The following is a 21,916-nucleotide window of genomic DNA, read 5'->3' as shown; positions in this document are numbered from 1 at the left end:
AAATCTAATGAATATGAACAACAATCAGACTATTGAAAAACTTAAACAAATGCGCCTGGGGGCTATGGCCCAGTTGCACCTGCAGCACATAAAGGACAACCGCATAGAGAATATCACTGCTGATGAATACCTCGCTCTGCTGATCGATCACCAATGGGAAGACCGGCAGAACCGGAAGATAGAGCGGCTCTTAAAACAGGCCGGCTTTAAACAAGAGGCGAATCTGGCCGATGTAAATTACACTCAGCAACGCAACCTGGACAAGAACATGTTTACCCGCCTGGGGACACTGGATTTTATAACCAGAAAGGAAAATATTATCCTTACCGGGGCGTCCGGGGTTGGCAAAAGTTACTTGGCCCAAGCTTTAGGACATCAGGGGTGTATGATGGAATACAAAACCATTTACACCAACACCGCCCGTCTTTTTAAGAAATTAAAACTTAGTAAAGTGGATGGCACTTATCTTAAGGAACTTGGGAAACTCATCAAAGCGGATGTACTGATCCTCGATGACTTTGGCCTGCAGAGTTTTGATAATCATGCCAGGGAAACCCTAATGGATATCATCGATGACCGGTACAACAAAGCTTCCACAATTATATCTTCACAAATACCTGTATCCGCCTGGTATGATATTATTGGGGAAGGAACTATTGCAGACGCTATTCTGGACAGGATCGTAAACTCCTCACATCGGATCGACCTCAAAGGTTATGACAACAATATGGTTATGTAAAGCCCGACGTAAAGCGTGTTGATTTATAGCATATTACGTTACAACTTTACATTTAGGCTTTACATAAAAATTATACCTTACCCAATCCTTTCAGCCAAGTTATCAGGTTCTTGTTATCGATCCATTCTCCAGTTATCAGATTAGGTGTCAGACATTCTGATGCTTGTTCTATTGCTTCTCTTTTTTGCTTTGAATCGGCCCTTGCGTAAACCTCTGTAGTCTGGATAGAAGTATGCCCCAGCAAGTCTCTTATCCAAATTAAATTTACTCCAGATTGCAACAGGTGCATAGCTCGGCTGTGCCTAAGCTGGTGGCAACTAATTATTTCAGGAATAATATTAGAATTACATGCACGAGCCATATCTGCATATTTTTTTAAAATGTAGCTTATTCCAGCTCTGGTAAGTTTATTTCTCGCGCTATTACAGAAGATAGGTTTTTTCATACTCAACTCATAATCAATATTGTGTCTATCCATATACTTCTTGAGTATGTCCACAACATGGTCAGAAAGAGGTACTATTCTCACTTTTCTCCCTTTTCCATATACCCGGACTGAGTATGGCTTACACTGGATTTTTAATGACTCTAGCGTTAGGTCGACCAGTTCCTGTACTCTACAACCTGTATCATACATCAACGCCAGTATCGCTAAATGTCTTAACTCCTTATAACAAGAATTATCAGGTTGTTCCATTAGTAGTTTTATTCCTTCTTTTGTGAAGTATGCTGGAGTTTGATGTTCTTTTTTTAAGTTCTTGATTGCCATTATTTTTTGCCACTGTTCAAGATGTTCTATGGTTTCATACTGAAGATATGATACAAAGGAATGGATAGCTGCTAACCTACTATTTCGGGTGGCAATGCTGTTTCCTTGCTTTTCGATCAGCCATCGGAGATATTCAATCACATTATCTCTGTTAATGTCCAACAATGCTGTTTTTTCAATTTTTATTTGCTTTTCATCCCTCAAGTAGGAAAAGAAGGAGACAAAAGAATCGCGGTATGCAGCTATTGTATTAGGGCTCACATTTCGTTCGTGTGGGAGATATACGCCAAGGAAACCTGTCATATATTTTGCTAAGTTATTCGTTGTTGTCATATTTTTCCGGATATATAAAATTATTCAGGGAAGAGCATTGCTCCAGTAGCTTAGGGTATTCACTGCAAGTTAGCCTTACATATCCTTCAGTGGATGAGAGTGACTTGTGCCCAAGATTAGCAGACAGCAGTGGAAGAGCAGCGTATATATCTAAACCTTCTCTCACCATTTTTGCAAGAGAATGTGTTGCCATGGTGTGTCTAAGATCTTGTATCCGAGGTCCAAAGCGTTCCCCTTTATATGCAATCCCACATTGCCGGTATACCTTTTTGAACCAGTGGTATGCATTAGCGGAAGAAAGCGCTTCACCATTTAATTTGACAAAGAAGGGATGATCGTTGTCAGTAACACCCTTTACTGGAAGCATACTCCTGTAATGTAGATAGTTCTGAAGATTCTCCTTTAAGGTGTTGCATATAGGAACCAAACGTTCTTCTCCATTTTTAGTACTGCCCCATGTCCCTACTTTTAGGATATTTCTATTAAGATCCACATCATTGTTTCTCAATGAAATGGCTTCTGTGATTCTTAAACCCGTACTATATAAAAGCCTAATAAGGCAAGGTACTGATATAATAGGGTCATCTTTTCGATGACTTTGACGCTGGAGTCCGTCAGCCTCCTGGAATATGGACTGCATCTGTTCTTCTGAGAAGATATAAGGTAAGAAACCTCGATCATTCGTACATTTCGGCAAGGGCATTATATATGATTTAATCCCATGCTCGTTCATGTATTTAGCAAGTTGTGATAGTCTGGAACATTTTCCATAGAAAGTCCTGCTACAATCATTTACTCTCGACTTTGCCCAAGTACCTATCAGCTCTTTCGTAATGATTGGTTTCGATAAGCCATATTGTATGGTAAACTCATCGAACTCCTTGTAAGTCCATTTGGTTCCCATTACAGTTTGTCCGCAGGATTCTTTTATACGAATCAGGGCTTTCATATAGGGAGCCAGTACTCCTTGATAATCAAATGGATTAGTCATAAAACAACCCTCCTTTCTGCTTGTAGAAGTTATCCTGTGATCCTGGGACGTCCAAGACGCATCTAAGCATATGCACTAGGTCTATCCGCACATAGTTTCTTGTGGAATCTACTTCTGAATGGCCCAGGGTTTCTGATATAATTGGGATAGGTATGGATTTATCCAACATTCTCTGTGCTAGACTAAACCTCAATGCATGCCCCCCGTGATGCCTGTTCTCAATCTCTATTTTTGAAGATTTAAAAACAACACTGATAGCCAAATGAACAGATGCCCCATTAAGCTCTTCATACGGGGCACGACAACTTAAGAACACCTTGTCAGACGTAGATTTTGGTCGTGCATACCGTAGATAATCTATAATAGCATTACCAACTATTGGTAAAAGTGGAACGTTCAGGGGATTTCCAGTTTTAAACTGTATGAGATTTATTTTATTGTTTTCCCAATCTATATTGCTGAAGCTCAGATTAGCAACATCCGAGACACGCAGCCCTGTACGGGAGCATAATAACACCATAGCATAGTTTCGTTTCCCCACATTACTTGAACAAGATATCGACTGCTCTACCTTAAGCACTTCATTTGGAGCGTAAAATGAAGGGATTCTCACACGCTTGAATCTCTTACCAATGGATTTCAGCAAATAAGAGTAGTCCTTCGATATGAGGTTTTTGTGAAAGAGGAAGGAAAGGAAGCGCCTGGTAGTATCGATATATTCCTTCTGTTGACGTTCGCGACTTTCAATATACTTTATTATTGCTTCTTCTGTTATTTCTGAGAGATTGTCTATTCCTATCCCTAACAGATATTCAATGAAATTGCTCATTGTTTTTTTGTAACGCTGGAGCGTTTTCTTCTCGTCTATGCGTCTAGATTTCAAGAAGTCAAGATATTGATTAGCAGCGTCTCCAATTTCACCCCTTAGCGGATATTGTATTGGACGATGCATTCTTCCACCAAGTTTGTTATTCAACAACACATTGGTTAACACATCAATGCCCTTGATAAGGTCACGATGCTGGAATGTAACATTGGCTCCATCATGACATGTCATTGCAAATTCATTGCCGACATTTTCATTATACTCAACCAAATCTTTAGAGAACATATACGCAAGTATGCCTTTTTTCCACAACCAATTATAGGTTTCGATGCGACTACTTGAATATCTCTTTTCTTTTAAAAGTTGGTTGGCATGTTCAATAAGTTTTTGAATTTCCATAATTTCTGTTTTTTTAATGTTGATTTTGTAATATGCCACATTAAAATTATGGAAAGCTAATATGCGTAGTTCACCGGTAAATCACTGAATTTTAGAGTGTTTCACAGAATAGTAGAATGGTAATAGTCATAACCATATTGTTGTCATAACCTTTGTTATGGAAAGCTATACATAACAAAGGAGAATCACTAAGAAAAGGAGCTTTAAAGAACGAGTAACATTAATTTTTTATATAATTGCAGTATCTTTCAAAGTGGCACTGTTTGACCGAAACAGGTGGCACCATCACTCCGAAATAGCCATCCAGAAAAAAACCTAAAAATAACTGGTCTAGAGCTAAATATTTTATAGCCTTTTATAGATACCGTAAATTCTTATTAAAAAAATAATGCTACTTATGCACCGATAAAAGAATTAGCCATGATCATTGGGCGTAGTAATGGTTCAGCAGCTATTGAAAATAGCAAATTTTGATCACCTGGACCCGGTATTACCAGACAGGAATGTTTCAGGCTTGTATCCGTCCGAGCACTTTAAGTTTTTTGGACTGAATGTACCGCTATTGATATTTTTGGACAATCAAGCATTAGGGTAGCTTACAATTAAAATTTACTGATGACTAACTAACTTTCATGAAATAAAAGCTACCTTACCAGTTCTAGTTGTCTCGGACAAACAGCAAAATCATTTACGTATTCCCTATTTCAAAGAAGTTTCATATCCTTTAATTCATCCTGGCAAAATACTTTACCAAAACGAGGGAATAAATTATTAATATTAAACATATTTCTACTAAAGTTAGGCTCCGGCACTCTTGACATTTTTAGTAAACCAAATTCGAACTGTTTCCTGGTGATGTAAGCCAACCTCAAAACATTGAAGTCATTAGATAACTCAATTCCAATGAAAATATCAAATGGCTTTTTAATTTTAGAGGTACTACCCCGTTCATTCTCAAACGTTATCAACTTTACCGAAACTTTATCTCCATTATCATGACAAATGATGTCATATCCAGGTTCTGTTTGATTCAAAATAACTTCAGGAATTCTACCCTGTTGTTCTAAAAATGAATGCGCTATAGCTTCACCAATTCTACCTATAATATTATCATTTCCCTGCAAGACTGAATCTTGATCTGCATAATCCCTAAATTTTTTTCTAGCTTTTAGATATTCCCTGCTGAATTTTCTCCTTTTTTCATCCATTTCTATTTATATTTCCTAAAGGCTTGCACTGTCTGATAAATACCGTATCCAACGGCTATCCTACTTATAAAATCAAGAATATATAATTCTTGACTATCACCCAATTTCAATTCATTTACTTTATGAAGGGGGTTGAGAATAATAGCCAACCTCTTCCATTGCCAATTTTCGTAATTCCAAGTGTAATCAAACCCTCCAATATTAAAAAGCATACCGTTTAGAAATAAACCCGCGAAACCGACAGTAAAAATTGATGCTAACCAAAAATTACTACCATAATTATTAGAAATTCGATTTAAAAACATCATTGGAATATTTGCTAGATTGCTAACCAATCGATGTCCATGGCAAAAACTTTGAATCCAAATCAATTTATGAAAAGACCGATATTCCAATACTTTAAATCGGCTTCCAGAAATACCATCACCGTTTATGCTCGAGTAATGCTTCAGTAACCGGAAAGTTTCTTGTTTGTTCACTAATGGAATGTCTCCTTGATTATCAATAGCGTTTTGATAACCCTTGTTATCCTTATGAAAATATCGGCTTTTAAAATCAGAATAGTTTATTTTCAAATCAAAAAATTTCAATTGTCCTGAAATAATAGCTTGTGATAAATCAACCCCCTTTTTAAATTGGGTTCTAGAGAAAATCGATTTTCCACCCAGTAAAGAATATGTAAATAAAGCATTTTCCTCAAAAGTTGCCATACTAAACACCGCGGTTGCATTAAAATCTGATTTATAAAATATGACTCTATTTTTAAAAGTAGTTTTCCAAAAATCTGCTAAGCTTTGGAATTTGGTATTATTGAATTTAATCAACTCTACCTTACTATCATGAATTAAGAATTTTGCATTAAATGTAACTTCCTCTAAATTGATTTCTTTTTTAAATTCACAGTTATCACTGAACCTTATTTCATTTCTGATTTCCACATCTTCTTCTATATCGAAAAAATTATCTTCACTTTTTTCATATAACTCTATATCTTCAAGCCGATTAACGTCTTTACTGATAATAGCAGGGGAGAAAGAAATAGTTTCATTAAACTCACAGTCCTTAAAATGAATTGGCAATGTATCTCCAGGGATAACTACGTTAAAATTAAAGATTTTATTTTCTATTAAAACTTTTGCTTCGGTTAACAAAACAGCCAGCTGAAAGTTAGCTTTAAAATCTTCCTCAGTTATTACTGATCTCATATTGCTAATTATTTAATCCTCAAATTTGACTTACATTATTTCGACCTTTTATAACGGTCATGGATGTAAAACCCTTACTAATTATTAAATAGTGTCCCTCCAGTATTAGTTAGCCAATGTTTATCGATTAAATAATCTTTTTATCAAAAATCGAATATCACTTTCCTTAAGTAAAGTATTCCCAGGATGAAGGTACGCTTCTAATTCATCATGAACATTCGATATTTTCTTGTTATCAACCTCATAAATAAGATCTTGATAACTGGTTACTTTTTCCATTTTTTCAACTAAGAAGTACATGATATACATCTCTAAATTCCTAGATCTTTCACTAAAAACCCTGGGATATTTTTTTTTCAGGACGAGCAAATTACTTAACCAGTTACCATAAGGTTTTCCTTCAGATCTTTCCCACCTTGCTTTAAAAGATTCTAATTTCGCGTAAGGAGGATTTTTAGGAAGACAACTCTCAAAATCAGGATCTTGGAATAATACAAAAACAGGCTCTTGAAATTCTTTGTTTATCTTATACCACCCATAAACCTGAAAGATGTCAGCACCGGTATCAGGATAATAAAATCGTTGAGCTTTATCTTTTATCTCAAACCAAAAAACATTCCCAGCCTTAGTTACACAACGTATATCAGGAGCTATGGCCAATTTACCGTTGGGTAATTCAACACTTGGAGCTTTCCCCAATCTTTTCTTTGATTCATAGATAATACATTCTTCCAAAAGCGGAGCTATTTCATCTCGAATTGACAAAACAAAATCATTAGCTTTTTTCAAAGAATGGCCCTTGGTCCCTTGTGGTTCATCAGAGTCTATATAATGTTTTCTTGAATTTAGTGTCATAATTTAGGGATTAGAGATTCAGTACTTTATTTAGGGATTCCTTAAAATCATTTTCATTACTGTTATTGTAAAAGGGCACTCCAGTAATAGCATATTTATCTGAATGGATCTCTAAAATGTCTTTATCTTTACGGAGTGTCATCAAGAATTCTTCCTTCCACTTATCATTCGCAATTAAATGACCTCCTTTCGGCTCAATAAAAACTTGATATACTAGAGATTTATCATCCTTTTCTCTACAGAATAATAGGAAATCAGGTTCGAAAGCTCTTCCCTTATAATCATATATCTTAACTTCTCTTTCGTTTCGTACCAGATATATGTCTTCATATTTTTTTTCCAAATGTTCAAACCTTCGCGCAAACATCGAAACGAAGTTCTTTTCTTCTATTGTTCCATAATTCGCATTATAAGCGTACCACCGTTTTTCAGCTACTAATTCTTCTTGACCCTCATAACGTTCACTATTTTTAGCCACTTTTATTTCCTTGTCTTTAAAAATATTATGAACATAATCCGAAATGAAATTAGATCCTTGGTATTTAATCAAATTAGATTTAATCTCATCCTCTAAGGCTTGTAGAAGCCTCTCAAGGGCTTCCAAAAGGTCCTCGTTAGTAAGATTATTAATCCTCTTTTCTGTACCTAAAACAGTAATTTCCAACCCTCCTAAAAATTTATTGTTGCTAATTAGATAGGAATAACTAGATATTGAGGGAAAAAGCTTGGAAATATTATGAAAGAAAAAGAAAGGATTTTTTGTAAGTGCATAACGTATAATATGAGTGGGCATTTTCCTAAGTGGAAAATCTTTTGAAACTATCGAAGTTTCTTCTTCATCCTCTTCATTATTATTAAAAACGCCAGTGATTTTACCCAAACCAGAGGAGATAGTGTGAATGAAATTTTTCTTTGATACTCCCAATTCCGAAAAACTGTCGACATTCGCTCGTCCCTTTTCAATTCTTTTATTGAAAAAAACCTGACCTTTTTTATAAAAGTCAGTTCTCTTAAAATCCTTTTTTAAAAACAATTGTTTTGTTTCTAAATTATCCTCATCCTCGTAAATCCCTGTTTCTACTAAAGCTTTTTTCAATTCTGAAATATATCGACTATCCTCTTTTGTATGATAAAATAGCTCTTCAAGTATTCGAAGATCGTGAGTTAAGTCGTCATCATATTTACGTTTGTACTTTTCTTGGCCTTGCTCAACTGAGAAAGGAAAATATCTAGCCCCACGACCTATTAACTGGGCTTCTGAAATTGTGGTCTTACCAGGTTTCCCCGATTTACCATCTCGGCCTTCGTACAACCGAACTATATCGAAAAGGTTTAATACATCCCAACCTTCATTAAGCTTTTGAACAGCAAAAATTGCCCTTATAGGATTGTTTTCATCTTCTAGTGTATTTAAAAGAATTTGGTTTTTTTCAGCTTCTGCATCATTATTCGCACTAATACAATTTGTCTCTTTGAAGTTGATTTGAATCCTATTTAATAATTCGGAACTGGACAATCCTTTACTTTTAAAGTAAGAGAATGCCTTTTGAACAATAGGAACTGTAGAACTTTGTTTTACATTTTCGATTATCTCTGATGATAAATTTTCAATTAATAGGTGAAAATTCTGCTTATTTTCTTCTGATTCTTTGATTGTTCGACGAGCTTTAAACAAAATTACTGGTTTCAAATTGACATTGTGATCTGAAGCCAACTCCTGTCGGTAAAGATTCAAAATTAGGGCCTGAAGAATTCGCTCATTTTCGCCGTAAAATGACCGGACAAGATTTATTTCCTTAGAATATTTATCATTCCTGAATTCGGCCAAATCATATTTAAAAATTACTTTATCTTTATATTTCTCAGTAATTTCACGACTTTCATAATCTAATGTAGCAGTAAACTCAAGTAGTAAATTATCAATATTTGTATTCAATATTTTCAAGACAGTTCCTTCCCAGCCACCAAATAATTCACCATTTTTCTTTGTATTTGAACTAAGATGGTGGGCTTCATCGGCTATTAAGACAGTTTTTCTATCCTCGAAATCTTCATAAGTTATACTATTCTCCTTTGAATTGTTCAAATCTAAATGGAGCTGTTGAATCGTCGTAAACTTTATATTGATGTTTTCAGGATCCGCTTCGTCAAAATTGTCTACAGATTTAATTAGAACTTCCCTACCGTCTATTACAATACGATCTCTAAACAAATATTTAGAGGCTTGAGGATTAAGAAAATTCTCTATAGTTTTACTAATTATATTTTTCGTATTTACGAAGAATAGGAAGTTTCGGTAACCTTTCTCAAATAGATAAATAATAAGTCCTCCCATTACTAAGGTCTTACCACTCCCAGTAGCCATGTTATACATTAAATGCAGAGGTTTATATGGCTTCCCCTCAAATTCTTCGTTGTAACATAGCAAAAACCGCTTAAAGGCCTCTAATTGATATGGCCTTTGATCATATTTCTCCCAGATGTTATCAATAATGGAATCTGGAACTTTAGTTCTGGCAATCTCTCGTTTGCCAAATTCTTTGATTAAAGTGTTGTATAAATATTCCATTACTAACTTCTTATCTGATAAAAATCTTTTGATAATCTTTTTTCGGCTTCAGTGCACGAAAAATCCTGATCTTCGATAGAGGAAAGATTCACATAAAGTTGATTCTTATCTAACAATTCGATGAGATGGTCTTTCTGTTGTACTAATTTAAGTGATAAAAATTCTTCCATATGTTCTTCTTGTTTACTAAGATCAACATTATAGTGTAGGAAGGATTTATTTTTCATCTGCCCCCAGATTTCAACTAAGGCATCAGTATCTTCTGCATTATTGATTTCATTTACAAAATCTTGATTATACTTTTTTAATTCAAAATAAGAAAATGCTCCTCCACCTTTCCAATCAGCAAGCTTAGAAATTCCGGATGAATCGCCATTTATAACATTATTTAATCTTGCAGTGCTGTCATTTTTCCCATAATCAAGCTGCTCAATACCTATATACTGCCTCTGAAGTTTATGCGCCACGGCACAAGTCGTTCCACTTCCAAGATGATAATCTAATATTATGTCTTGCGGCTTTGTTGTTAATTCAATTATTCTCTTTAGAAGCAATTCTGGTTTTTTACCATTTTTCAAAGTAACTCCGCCTTCACTTGCAATTCCTGTAAAGCCTATATCTGTCCATACATCCGTCAGAGCCGTTGCTGGTAGAAATTCCCCATCGATTTCTTTGAAAGTATTCGCCCAGAAAACGATCATTTCTCCATTTAGAATATAAAATCCTTCAACGTCTTCATTTGGATGCTGCATTATAACTCGCTTGTTATTCTTAGATTCCTTAACCGTTTTTTTTCTTTTTTTCAAAGCCCCGCCACCTAATGCAGCTGTACGAAAAACTCGCTCTTTATTTTCATTTGCAAATGCCGCTATCTTCTTATCCAGAACTTCTTTAGGAAGATCCTTCTTTAAATCCTTTGAATCAGTATAACCCTCCTCCTTAGCTATTTGTTCTATAACAGTAGAATATTCCCACTTTGCAAAATGATCTTCTGGGTTTAAAAGAAAATATTTGTAGTTTTTATCATAAGTTTTTTCAACATATAATTTATTTAATTGCCCCTGTCCAGCTTCATTAGAATAGAAAAAAAGATGATTTGCTGTAGAGAAGATCTTTGCACTTGTTGCTTTAAATCCTGATGGAGCATTAGTAGACATAGTAATATGATTAAGGTAATTCTCCCTATTAAAAACTTCATCCAATAAGACTTGGATATAGGCAGCTTCATCGTTGCCGACATGTAAAACTATAATACCATCTTTTTTTAGTAAGCTTTTTGCTACCTCCAACCTATTTTTCATAAAGGTAAGCCAAGTCGAATGGTTAAAAGAATCATTATACCTAAACTCATCACTTCCAGTATTAAAGGGGGGATCGATGTATATTAATTTTATTTTACCCGAAAACTGCTTAGCTATAGAATGAAGGGCTAGAAGATTATTTCCTTTAATTATTAAGTTACTAGTTATTGTATCTGCCGGTAATTGTCTTGCTTCATTTATTGCTGAATCTCGAAGGAACTCTTCCTTGATCCCCTCTTTTTTATTAGAAAACACTTTAAGGCTTGTCAATACTTTTGGTTCTAACAACTGAGTTATTTCATCTTGAGCAAGAACCTTATTGAAGAACACCTCTTCCCTTTTATCCTCTTCTCGACTCTGTCCCCCCTCCAGAACACAATCCTTAAATGGCCACACTAGCGCCACTTCGTTTCTTTGATTAAGATATTTTCCCGAAATTGATAAGCCTACCTTATTTCTAAAAATAGTATAACTGTCATTCAAATAATTTTTCTGCTCTAAAAACTGTAAAAAATAATTCTGTTTGAATACTATAGTGTCACCAACATCTAAGAAAAACTCTTTTTTGAGCATCTCATTGCTCAATAGTAATTCTAGTAATTTTTGATCATAATTTTGTGCTTTATTATAGACTAACCATTTTTTTATTTCTCCGTTGTCGGACACAAAATTTGGTTCAGATTTCAGACATTCTGTGATGGTGCTATATAACTGCATAGGATTCTCTTGTAGAGTATTTTATTAAATTAATATTAACGGCTTTTATGTAAAAGCTAGTGAATTTTAAGATTAAAATTGTTAAGGCCTACCTTAAAAGGTAAAACTAAAGATTAAGTAAAAAACAAGAAACTAATTTGATTGCAACTTATAAAGAAAGATTACAAAATATTGAGGAAATGTGGAAAAATAGCGGCATAAAAACGAAAATCATTTAATTTCAAATGGTTAGCAATTTTTTAATTAATAGGAATTTGGGCTCTATAGTTTTCATAATCAGCTTAATTTTAGCAATGGTTTAAATCTATTATTTATTGACTGGAAGGAGCATTAAAGAACTTACCTACTTTTGATTTAATTAAAAGTGGCATCTTAAATTCTTGCAAAGCATTTCAATCTAAAATATTGCTAACGAAGTATTGCTTAATTTTTTCAGTTTTTATTTCTACTCGAATTCATATCATCTCCTTCCTTAGGCTTATTCAGTTTTTGCTGTAATAATTCCATATCCTCACCTACTTTACGCTCGATAACCTTCGCGTATATTTGGGTAGTAGATAGTTTTTTATGTCCTAAAATTTTAGAAACTGTTTCTATGGGAACTCCGTTAGACAAAGCAACCGTCGTGGCAAAAGTATGCCGGGCAAGATGAAAAGTCAGGTTCTTTTTAATACCGCACTTTGCTGCAATTTCCTTTAAATAACTATTCGCTTTTTGATTTGTGATAGTGGGCAAAAGGCCATTCTTTATCCTGCATTCCTCATTATGTTTATATTCTTCCAGGAAATTCATGGCCTTAGCAAGCAATGGCACCTTTACCTGGTTACCATTCTTTTCTCTTCTTGTAATAATCCAGAATTTCTTATCTATTCCAATCACGAGGTTTTGTGGTGTAAGGAGTATAAGATCTCCAAAACTTATTCCTGTGTAACAGCTAAATATAAAAAGATCCCTTACTTTTTTTAGCCTGGGAATTTCCAATTTAACTGATTCTATACGTTCTAACTCCTCAGGAGTTAAAAATCCCCGCTCCCTACGTTCAAGATGCGGCTTAAATTTTATAAAAGGATCTTTTTCAATCCAATCCAGATGATAGGCCAGGGTTACCATCTTCCTCAAACGCTGTATATGTTTCATAACAGCATTATGCTGAAGGTTCTTACGATAATGCCGTGGCTTAACAGCACGGAGATAATTCTCAAATTTTACAACAAAACTGTAGTCCAGTTCTTTTAGATAAAGGTCTTTCCTCCCATATACTTTTTTGACAAAACCTCTGATGTAATTTTGACTTGTAATATATAAGCGCGTAGTATTTTGCTTCAGTTTAGAAAACATATTGTTGTTGTGATACTCAAAAATATCCTCCAAAGAAAAAAGATGTTCTCTGTCTCCAAAGTAACGAGATTTGATAGTCTCCGCGGAAATAACAGCTCCTTCCATTCTCAAATCCTGATAACATTGAAATAATGTGGAGCGCTCCTGTTCCAGAAACTGGTTGAGCTCTTTAGCATATGGGCTCTTGCCCATAAGCTTTTGTTTCTTGGGGTCCCATAGATCAATATCAACCTTTCTCTTTAGGCTGATGTTTAATTTTCTACCGTTAATAGAGATTCTGGCGTAAATAGCGGTTTGATTCTCTTTGGCTCTTTTGGAATAAATCCAAAACAGGACGGAAAATGTTGACTGAGTTCGCATAATTTGTGGTTTTAAGTTAGACAATGTTGCGAAGTCAAACCACCATTATGAGTACAATTCAGGACATTAAGATAAGATTTTTCTGCTAAAAAAGTGTTGACGATCTGTGAACTTTTAAAGCGGTATCATTTGATATCATCCGATATCAAAAAAATTCAAAAACACTGGTAATCAACAAATTAACTATTTGTTAATTTTTGTTAAAGTGTCAATCGTAGCCTCACCAGGAATCGAACCTGGATCTAAAGTTTAGGAAACTTCTATTCTATCCATTGAACTATGAGGCCAAACCGGGCACAAAAATAATAATGTTTTTACGACTATATCAAATCTTTCTTAAATACTTCCAATATTTCCCCCAATCTTCGGTAAATTAGGCATGTTTAATATTCAAAAATCATGAAGTTCTCCAGCTTTTTCCTTTCATTCTTTCTTATGTTTTTTGTTGATACCTGCAATAAAAGCCGCGAAAACTTCATAGAAATTACCGGCACATTAAAAGCTAGCGGAATTAATTCATACCAGTACGGCACCCACATTATTAGAAATAAAGATTCCTATTACGCCCTAAAAAGTGATAATTTTAACCTTACCAGGTATGAAGGACAGAAAGTAACTATTCATGGAAAGGCTATAGAAGGATATCCTGTAGATGGCGGGCCGGAATTTATTTTGGTTAAAGAGATAAAAGAATATTAAATTTAAAAATTCCCTATTGAATATTATATTTACAAACATGAAAAAATCACTTCTTTTCTTAGCATTGTTTAGCCTCTTTGGAACTTTTTCTGCAAATTCCCAAATTGAAGAAGACCAAACCGGCGCCTGGTACATGTATTTCTGGAACACAAGCTTTGGGAACAGCCAATGGGGACTGCAGGGAGATGTACAATATCGTAACTGGGACCTTGGCGGTGATTTGGAACAATTACTAATTCGCGGTGGACTTACATATTCTCCTAAAAATGCCGATATAAAATTTACATTAGGTTACGGTAATATCACATCCGGAGAATTTGGAGATAGCAACGAAACTTCAGGCGAGAGCAGGATTTATCAGGAGGCCTTACTTCCACATAAATTAAGCAATCGTTTTTACCTTACCCACCGCTTTAGGTACGAACAGCGCTGGGTAGAAAACCAGGATTTTAGAACACGTTACCGCTACAACTTATTTTTAAACATACCTTTAAACCAGAACAACCTCAACAAGAATGCGGTTTACCTGGCATTATACAACGAAATCTTTATTAATGGTGAACGTGAAATTGGTAATGGGCGCTATGTAGAGCTTTTTGACAGAAACCGTTTTTATTCAGCTTTAGGTTATGCCATACAGGATAATCTAAAAGTACAGGCAGGTTATATGACGCAGACTACAGATAATGTTAGCAAAGGCCAACTTCAGCTTAGCCTGCACCATACGTTTTAATAAATTTTCAATAGAGTTTAGCTACCTTTGATAATGAACAAAATTTTACTTTTATTTTTTTTCCTAAGCATGAGTACCGCCTTTTGTTTTTCCCAAAACCCTGAAATTAAAAAAGATGCTTTTGCCCATACTTTTTCCATTGTTGCCAGAGATACTGCAACCGGTGAAATGGCTGTGGGAGTACAAAGCCATTGGTTTTCTGTAGGTTCTTTGGTTTCCTGGGGCAAATCTGGGGTAGGCGTTGTTGCCACCCAGTCTTTTGTGAATCCTGCTTATGGCCCGGAAGGGCTTCGACTTATGGAACAGGGAAAAACGGCAGATGAAGCTCTGGAAATCCTTGTAAATAATGACGGCGGAAGAGCTTACCGGCAGGTGGCATTTCTGGACATGGAAGGAAATACTGCTGCCTATACAGGTGAAAACTGCGTGGAAGCGGCCAGCGATATCAGCGGGAAAAATTTTTCAGTTCAGGCCAATATGATGCTGAATGATAAAGTAGTTCCTGCCATGGCAGAAGCTTTCTATCTCAATTCAAAACTTCCGTTGGCTGAAAGAGTAGTGGAAGTTTTACGTGCAGCACAAAAAGCAGGAGGCGATATCCGCGGAAGACAGTCGGCTGCGTTAATTGTAGTAGGCCCTGAGAACGCGGCAAATCCATGGGAAGACAAAAAAATAGATTTACGGGTAGACGATCATTCCAATCCCGTAGAAGAACTTTCCCGGCTACTTAAAACGGCGCGGGCTTATGAATTTATGAACCGTGGAGACCTGGCCGTGGAAGAGGGAAATATTGAAAAAGCGCTGAAAGCATATGGCGCCGCAGAAAAAATGTTTCCGCAGAACCTTGAAATGAAATTCTGGAAAGCAGTGGCCCTGGCAAACAGCGGGCGCCTTGATGAAGCCAAACCAATTTTTGATGAGGTGTTTACTGAAGATGAAAACTGGAGAACAATGCTTACCAGATTGCCAAAATCGGGACTATTAAATCTTTCCGAAGAAGAAATCGATGAAATTATCAATTAATCTAATTCAAAAAAGCTTGTTATGAAGAATATAGTTTTTAAAAGTTTCCTTTTTGTATTACTGACTGCAGGATTGCTTTCCTGTAAGGATACTGAAACTGAAAAAGAAACTGTTGCAGCACCATCTGTTGAATCCAGTTACCTGAATAAAGATCAAAGCACAAACAGCGAAAGCGAAGTAGCATACAATCCCGCCCACGGTCAGCCTAACCACAGGTGTGATTTACCGGTTGGTGCTCCTTTAGGGAAAGCCACAACAAGAACTGCTCCTGCCAGTTCTTCAAAACAATCTCCGGTGAGGCTAAAATCGGCAACACCAAAAATAAATCCGCCTCATGGAGAACCGGGTCATGATTGCAGCGTCCCTGTTGGCGCAGAATTAACTAGTTCCTAAAAAAAGCATTTAAAAAAGCAGCCAACAAAATCTGCATGTTGGCTGCTTCTTCCTATTCTTTAATTTTTTAATCCAGCCCGCCTTTTCTGGTAGCATCACGGGCTTCAGGCCAGGCCATGCGTTCCCCGGACCTTCTATCCACCGGCAGCACCCTCTGTTCTCTTGAAGTTTTTTCATTATCTTCACTGGCCTTATAAGCCAAAATTGCGGTAAGGATAACATTATCCCGCACATCGTCAAAAACAATTTTATCGTAGGTATCTCTGTTGGTATGCCAGGTATAATTCCAGTAATCCCAGCTAAGAGAACTAAGGTTAAAAGCAGGAGCTCCCGCAGCAACAAAACTGGCATAATCTGAACCTCCCCTACCAGGAGTTCCCGGAAAATTCGTTTCAATTCTTTCTGAAATCTCACCAGGAACCGCGTTTAGCCAGTCTCCTAAATAATCATAGGCATTTAAGAATCCGTTCCCGGAAAGGTTAACCACCCTGCCGGTTCCATTATCCTGGTTAAATAAAGCCTGCAGATTATCTACAATTTCAGGATGGTCTTTTACAAAGGCACGGGAACCATTAAGCCCCTGTTCCTCACTACCCCAGTGCCCGGCAATAATTGTTCTTTTGGGGTTTGGATAAACTTCTTTAAGAATGCGCATTGCTTCCATCATCACCATTGTTCCTGTACCATTATCTGTTGCGCCTGTAGCCCCGTCCCAGGAATCAAAATGAGCAGAAAGTATTACATATTCTTCCGGCTTTTCAGTTCCTTCAATTCTGGCGATAGTATTAAAGGTGGGAACTTCCCCTAGGTCCTTAGATTCTGCAACCACTTTAATTTTAGGAGTATCGCCGTTTTCAGCAAGCCTGTATAATAATCCATAATCCTCCAGGGAAATATCTATGCTTGGGATGTCATTGGTATAGGCACCAAAAACCTTGTTTACTCCAAAGCCACGGGACCAGTTGGAAGTTACTATGCCGGCAGCACCGGCTTCCTCAAGTGCTTTAGGTAATTCTCTTCTGCCATAACCGGTATTCTCCAGCCTGTTATCCCATAAATTATCCAGGGAATCCCGTTCTTTTTTCATTTTTTCAAAAGATTCTTCAGTAGCCCATTCTTCCCAGTTATCATCTGGCCGACCGGTAGTCTGCGGCATAGAAATCATTACAAATTTCCCTTTTACTGAAGATATCATATCTTGAAATGCTGCGGAATCTTCTGCTTCAGGAAGAATTACCACCTCTGCGCTCACACCCTTTTTACCCGTAGAAGGGCTCCACGCCAATTGCCTTCCTTCCAGTGTTTGCAGCCGTGGGCTAATCATATCAATATGCGTGATACCGCGTTCCCAGCCTTTCCAGGTACCCCATTGCTCATTTTCGGCATTTATACCCCAGGTTTTATATTTTTTTACCGCCCAATCATGAGCATTTTTCATTTGAGGTGTCCCTACCAGCCTTGGCCCAACCACATCAAGCAGTTCATGTGCAATTTCTTCCAGTTTAGAATTGCTGTTGGATTCTTTGATAATATCCTGTACTACCTGGTCCTGCTCCTGCGCAACCAGGATCGCGGTACTAACTATAAACAGGAATGATAAAAATTTAGTCTTGATTTTCATTATAAATGGAAAGATTAAAAATGAGTGTTTCAAATATATCATTTAAAATTGAAGGAATTCTGTGCGCATCTAAATTTCAGATTTAAAAAATAATTGCATTTTTAAGTATATTGCCATTTATACTTCAATAAAAATTCATGAAAAAGCTTTTATTTCCATTTACTGCAAGAAAAAGACAATTCCTTTTGTTGCTCTTTATCTGTGTATGCTTCTCCGGCATTGCGCAAAAAAGTGAACTTTCTGTAGAAAAAATAATGCAGGATCCTTCCTGGATAGGAACTTTTCCCTCTGATATCAGCTGGGGGGCGAATAGTAAAAACATATATTTTAATTATAATCCAGAAAAGAATGCTTCAGATTCACTTTATAAGATAAGTCTTGAAAACAGGGATGAAATTGTTAAGGTAAGCCTTCAGGAGAAACGAAAAATGCTGCCGCAGTGGGGGGACTTCAACCGGAAAAAAACAAAAAAAGTTTATGCTGAAAATGGCAATCTTGTTCTTTACGATTTAAAAGCTGAAGAAGCCACTGAAATGCTGGATCTTGATGCGAATATTGAAGATGCCGAATTTCTTCAGAATGAAGATAAAATTTCATTTATTTATAATGACAATGCCTTTATCCTGAATCTCGAAAACGGGCAAATAAGTCAGCTCACCCACATCAGAAAAGGAAAGGAAAAAGAAGAGAAATCGCCTGAAGTTTCAGAGCAGGATACTTGGCTGGAAAAGGAAAATCTCGGTTTGCTGCAGGTTGTGAACGAGCGCAAAGAGAAAAAAGAAAATTCTGAAAATTACCGAAAATCTGTTGCTGAAGAAGAACCTTTCAGCTTTTATCTTGGTGAAAATTCCCTGCGCCGGTTACAGGTTTCCCCTAATGGAAAATATGCCGCTTATCAGCTAATAAACCGTGCAGAAAACAAAAGTACAAATGTACCCAATTATGTGGACGAAAGCGGTTATACTGCAGATCTTCCTGCCCGAAGTAAAGTAGGTGAAAAAAGCGATAAGGTAGATTTGGCTATTTATAATGCTGAAAAAGATACCGTTTTTATAGTAGACACCTCAATCCTGCCGGGGATTAACGATTTGCCTGGTTATACTGAAGACTACCCGGAAAAGGAATGGGAGAAAAAAGAAAGGCAAATTATCCCTTCAGGCACCTATTTTTCAGCAAACGGGGAAAGTGCCGTGGTAAACCTGAGATCTGCTGATAATAAAGACCGCTGGATTGCTGAAATTGACCTGAAAACGGGAAAATTAAACGTGCTGGACCGGCAGCATGACAATGCATGGATTGCCGGGCCCGGGGTTGGTTACACCTACTGGGGCGGCGGCACTATGGGTTGGCTTCCCGATAATGAGCATATTTACTTTCAATCTGAAGAAACCGGCTATTCCCATCTTTATCTTCTGAATGTTGAAAGCGGAAAAAAGACAGCCCTCACTGAAGGAAAATTCGAAGTTTTTGATCCATTCCTTTCCAAGGATAAAAAGTCATGGTACTTAACTACTTCTGAAGTAGATGCCGGGGAGCGCCATTTTTATAAAATGCCTGTAATGGGTGGCAAAATGGAGCAACTTACGCAGATGACGGGGAAGAACGAGGTGTATCTATCTCCTGATGAAAAGTATATGTCTATTCTGCACTCCTACAGCAACAAGCCCGAAGAGCTCTATATTAAAAAGACCAGTTCCAATGCCAAACCAGACCAGTTAACATCAGGTCAAAGTGAAGCTTTTTCTTCCTATAACTGGCGGGAACCGGAATTTATAAAATTTAAAGCTGAAGACGGGGCAATGGTGCCGGCAAGGCTATACCTCCCGCAGGAAAATGTAAAAAATAATGCTGCCGTGGTTTTTGTGCATGGCGCAGGATATCTTCAGAATGCCCATAAATGGTGGTCCAGTTATTTCAGGGAATACATGTTTAACAATCTGCTAACCGACCTTGGTTACACGGTGATAGATATTGATTACCGTGGAAGTGCCGGTTATGGCCGCGACTGGAGAACAGGAATTTACAGGTATATGGGTGGCAAAGATCTCAGCGATCAGGTAGACGGGGTGAAATACCTTATCAAAAACCACAATATCAATCCTGACAAGGTTGGTATTTACGGTGGAAGTTATGGCGGTTTTATAACTTTAATGGCTATGTTTACCGAGCAGGAAACCTTTAAAGCAGGGGCCGCTTTACGATCGGTGACAGACTGGGCACATTACAATCATGGCTACACCTCCAATATTCTCAATGAACCCGCACTGGACCCAATTGCTTACCGCAGGTCTTCCCCCATTTACTTTGCTGATGGCCTGGAAGGCGATTTATTGATTGCACATGGAATGGTAGATACCAATGTGCATTTTCAGGATGTGGTAAGACTGGCACAACGGCTTATAGAGTTGGGCAAAGATGACTGGGAACTTGCCGTTTATCCCGTAGAAAGCCACGGATTTATAGAACCCAGCAGCTGGACCGATGAATACAGCAGGATCCTGGAGCTATTTAATGAAAGCCTACTTAATAACTAAAAAGCACCTATTTAACCTAAACAATTTATGGATATTGATTTTGTACGCAGGCAGTTCCCTGCATTAAACCGTGATTTTATTTTTATGGATAATGCCGGCGGTTCACAAGTGCTGGGAAAGGTAATTGAAAGAATTTCCGGTTACCTTACCCACCATAACGTTCAGCTGGGTGCATCTTACCAGGTTTCCAGGGAGGCCGGTGAAAAACTGGCTTATGCCACCAAACAGGTTTCAAAATTCATCAACGCTTCCAGGAGTGAAGAGGTGGTGATTGGCCCATCTACTTCCATGTTATTGCGGATTCTCAGTTTATGCATAAGCAATCAATGGCAACGGGGAGACGAAGTAATCGTTACTAATACAGACCATGAAGCAAACGTTTCCTGCTGGACAGACCTTAAAGAAAAAGGCATCAATATTAAAATCTGGAAAGTAAACCCGGAAACCCTGGAACTGGAGCTTAAAGATTTAAAAGCCCTGCTCTCCAAAAGAACAAAGCTGGTGGCGGTAACCCACTGCTCCAATATTCTGGGCACTATAAACCCTATCAAAGAAATAGCCAAAATGGTTCATAAAGCCGGGGCTTTAATTTGTGTAGACGGCGTTGCTTATGCTCCACACCGCCAGGTTAACGTGATTGAGCTTGATGTGGATTTTTACGTTTTTAGCTGGTACAAAGCATACGGGCCACACCTTGCGGTAATGTACGGAAGGTATAACCAGCTGTATAAGATGAATGGAATTAACCACTATTTTTTTAAGAAAAAGGATGTTCCTTATAAATTTCAGCCGGGAAATTTCAATTTTGAACTCACCTACAGTTTGTTGGGCTTAACTGAATATTTCCAGGAAATGTTCAAGCATCATTTCCCGCAAATTGCCACAATTCCTTTTCAGAAGAAGGTTGAAAAGGTTTATGAGGTTATGGCCAGCCATGAAGAAGAATTGAGCGGAATCCTGTTTCAGTATTTAAACTCCAACCCAAAAATTCGCATTATTGGTTCGCGGTTTTCCAATCAGATTAAACGTGTGCCTACTATTTCATTTATACATTCTGAATTAAAAAGTGATGAAATTGTAGAGCAGGTTGATAAATACCGGATAGGAATCCGTTTTGGAGATTTCTATGCTAAAAAGCTCATACAGGACCTGAGCCTTGAAGAAAAAAGCGGGGTGGTAAGAGTAAGCCTGGTGCATTACAACACCAAAGCCGAAGTTGATCGACTGGTATGGGCATTTTCGAAGATTTTGTAGATACGCTGGAAAAGTGAAGAGTGAAAGTTCGGTGTTCAGGTTTTCTGGA

At 37.1% G+C, this 21,916-nt stretch carries 17 protein-coding genes and 1 tRNA gene; 7 read left to right on the top strand and 11 right to left on the bottom strand.

All coding sequences use genetic code 11. The features are described 5' to 3' along the window. Positions 1–13: 13 nt before the first annotated feature. On the top strand, positions 14–739 hold the full coding sequence (gene istB / locus RM539_RS07715) for an IS21-like element helper ATPase IstB (RefSeq protein WP_311502810.1): 726 nt from the start codon (positions 14–16) through the stop codon (positions 737–739). A gap of 70 nt (positions 740–809) precedes the next feature. Here the strand turns inward: istB and RM539_RS07710 are convergent, their stop codons facing one another. The 10 genes from RM539_RS07710 to RM539_RS07665 form a co-directional block, all read right to left on the bottom strand. Beyond that, on the bottom strand, positions 810–1,841 hold the full coding sequence (locus RM539_RS07710) for a tyrosine-type recombinase/integrase (protein WP_311502809.1): 1,032 nt from the start codon (positions 1,839–1,841) through the stop codon (positions 810–812). After that, positions 1,825–2,832: a tyrosine-type recombinase/integrase gene (locus RM539_RS07705; protein ID WP_311502808.1), complete on the bottom strand. Its 1,008-nt coding sequence runs from the start codon at positions 2,830–2,832 to the stop codon at positions 1,825–1,827. The genes RM539_RS07710 and RM539_RS07705 overlap by 17 nt, the downstream gene beginning before the upstream one ends. After that, entirely contained in the window at positions 2,825–4,057 is a 1,233-nt protein-coding gene (locus RM539_RS07700) for a site-specific integrase (RefSeq protein WP_311502807.1), read from the bottom strand. Before RM539_RS07700 ends, RM539_RS07705 begins: the two co-directional genes overlap by 8 nt. 704 nt (positions 4,058–4,761) lie before the next feature. After that, complete coding sequence (locus RM539_RS07695) at positions 4,762–5,265, bottom strand: hypothetical protein (protein ID WP_311502806.1); 504 nt, start codon at positions 5,263–5,265, stop codon at positions 4,762–4,764. A 2-nt stretch (positions 5,266–5,267) separates the two neighbouring features. After that, positions 5,268–6,470, bottom strand: a complete 1,203-nt coding sequence (locus tag RM539_RS07690; RefSeq protein WP_311502805.1) for a pentapeptide repeat-containing protein — start codon at positions 6,468–6,470, stop codon at positions 5,268–5,270. Between the two features lie 120 nt (positions 6,471–6,590). Continuing rightward, the gene (locus tag RM539_RS07685; RefSeq protein WP_311502804.1) at positions 6,591–7,325 is read right to left on the bottom strand and encodes a hypothetical protein; all 735 of its coding nucleotides are present in this window, start codon (positions 7,323–7,325) and stop codon (positions 6,591–6,593) included. A 10-nt stretch (positions 7,326–7,335) separates the two neighbouring features. Further along, positions 7,336–9,894: a DEAD/DEAH box helicase family protein gene (locus tag RM539_RS07680; RefSeq protein WP_311502803.1), complete on the bottom strand. Its 2,559-nt coding sequence runs from the start codon at positions 9,892–9,894 to the stop codon at positions 7,336–7,338. A gap of 2 nt (positions 9,895–9,896) precedes the next feature. Then, positions 9,897–11,861, bottom strand: a complete 1,965-nt coding sequence (locus RM539_RS07675) for a site-specific DNA-methyltransferase (protein WP_311502802.1) — start codon at positions 11,859–11,861, stop codon at positions 9,897–9,899. Between the two features lie 483 nt (positions 11,862–12,344). Beyond that, positions 12,345–13,610: a site-specific integrase gene (locus RM539_RS07670; RefSeq protein ID WP_311502801.1), complete on the bottom strand. Its 1,266-nt coding sequence runs from the start codon at positions 13,608–13,610 to the stop codon at positions 12,345–12,347. A gap of 215 nt (positions 13,611–13,825) precedes the next feature. Continuing rightward, positions 13,826–13,897: transfer RNA gene (locus tag RM539_RS07665), tRNA-Arg, on the bottom strand. A 112-nt stretch (positions 13,898–14,009) separates the two neighbouring features. Here RM539_RS07665 and RM539_RS07660 point away from each other — a divergent pair. From RM539_RS07660 to RM539_RS07645, 4 genes are all read left to right on the top strand, one after another. Beyond that, entirely contained in the window at positions 14,010–14,309 is a 300-nt protein-coding gene (locus tag RM539_RS07660) for a hypothetical protein (protein WP_311502800.1), read from the top strand. A gap of 37 nt (positions 14,310–14,346) precedes the next feature. Further along, positions 14,347–15,042, top strand: coding sequence for a DUF2490 domain-containing protein (locus RM539_RS07655; protein ID WP_311502799.1), 696 nt, complete (start codon positions 14,347–14,349; stop codon positions 15,040–15,042). Positions 15,043–15,111: 69 nt separating this feature from the next. Continuing rightward, positions 15,112–16,065: a DUF1028 domain-containing protein gene (locus tag RM539_RS07650; protein ID WP_311502798.1), complete on the top strand. Its 954-nt coding sequence runs from the start codon at positions 15,112–15,114 to the stop codon at positions 16,063–16,065. Between the two features lie 21 nt (positions 16,066–16,086). Continuing rightward, a complete protein-coding gene (locus tag RM539_RS07645; protein WP_311502797.1) occupies positions 16,087–16,458 on the top strand; it encodes a hypothetical protein in 372 nt (123 codons plus the stop codon). Positions 16,459–16,525: 67 nt separating this feature from the next. On the opposite strand, the gene RM539_RS07640 is transcribed toward RM539_RS07645, so the two are convergent. Further along, complete coding sequence (locus tag RM539_RS07640) at positions 16,526–18,079, bottom strand: M20/M25/M40 family metallo-hydrolase (protein ID WP_311502796.1); 1,554 nt, start codon at positions 18,077–18,079, stop codon at positions 16,526–16,528. 137 nt (positions 18,080–18,216) lie between these two features. Between RM539_RS07640 and RM539_RS07635 the strand changes: the two genes are divergently transcribed. Continuing rightward, a complete protein-coding gene (locus RM539_RS07635) occupies positions 18,217–20,613 on the top strand; it encodes a S9 family peptidase (protein WP_311502795.1) in 2,397 nt (798 codons plus the stop codon). 27 nt (positions 20,614–20,640) lie between these two features. Then, entirely contained in the window at positions 20,641–21,867 is a 1,227-nt protein-coding gene (locus RM539_RS07630) for a cysteine desulfurase-like protein (RefSeq protein WP_311502794.1), read from the top strand. Positions 21,868–21,916: the final 49 nt, after the last annotated feature.

Source organism: Autumnicola musiva (assembly GCF_031846585.1).
GTDB classification, from domain to species: domain Bacteria; phylum Bacteroidota; class Bacteroidia; order Flavobacteriales; family Flavobacteriaceae; genus Autumnicola; species Autumnicola musiva.
This window is presented reverse-complemented; position numbering and strand designations above follow the sequence as displayed.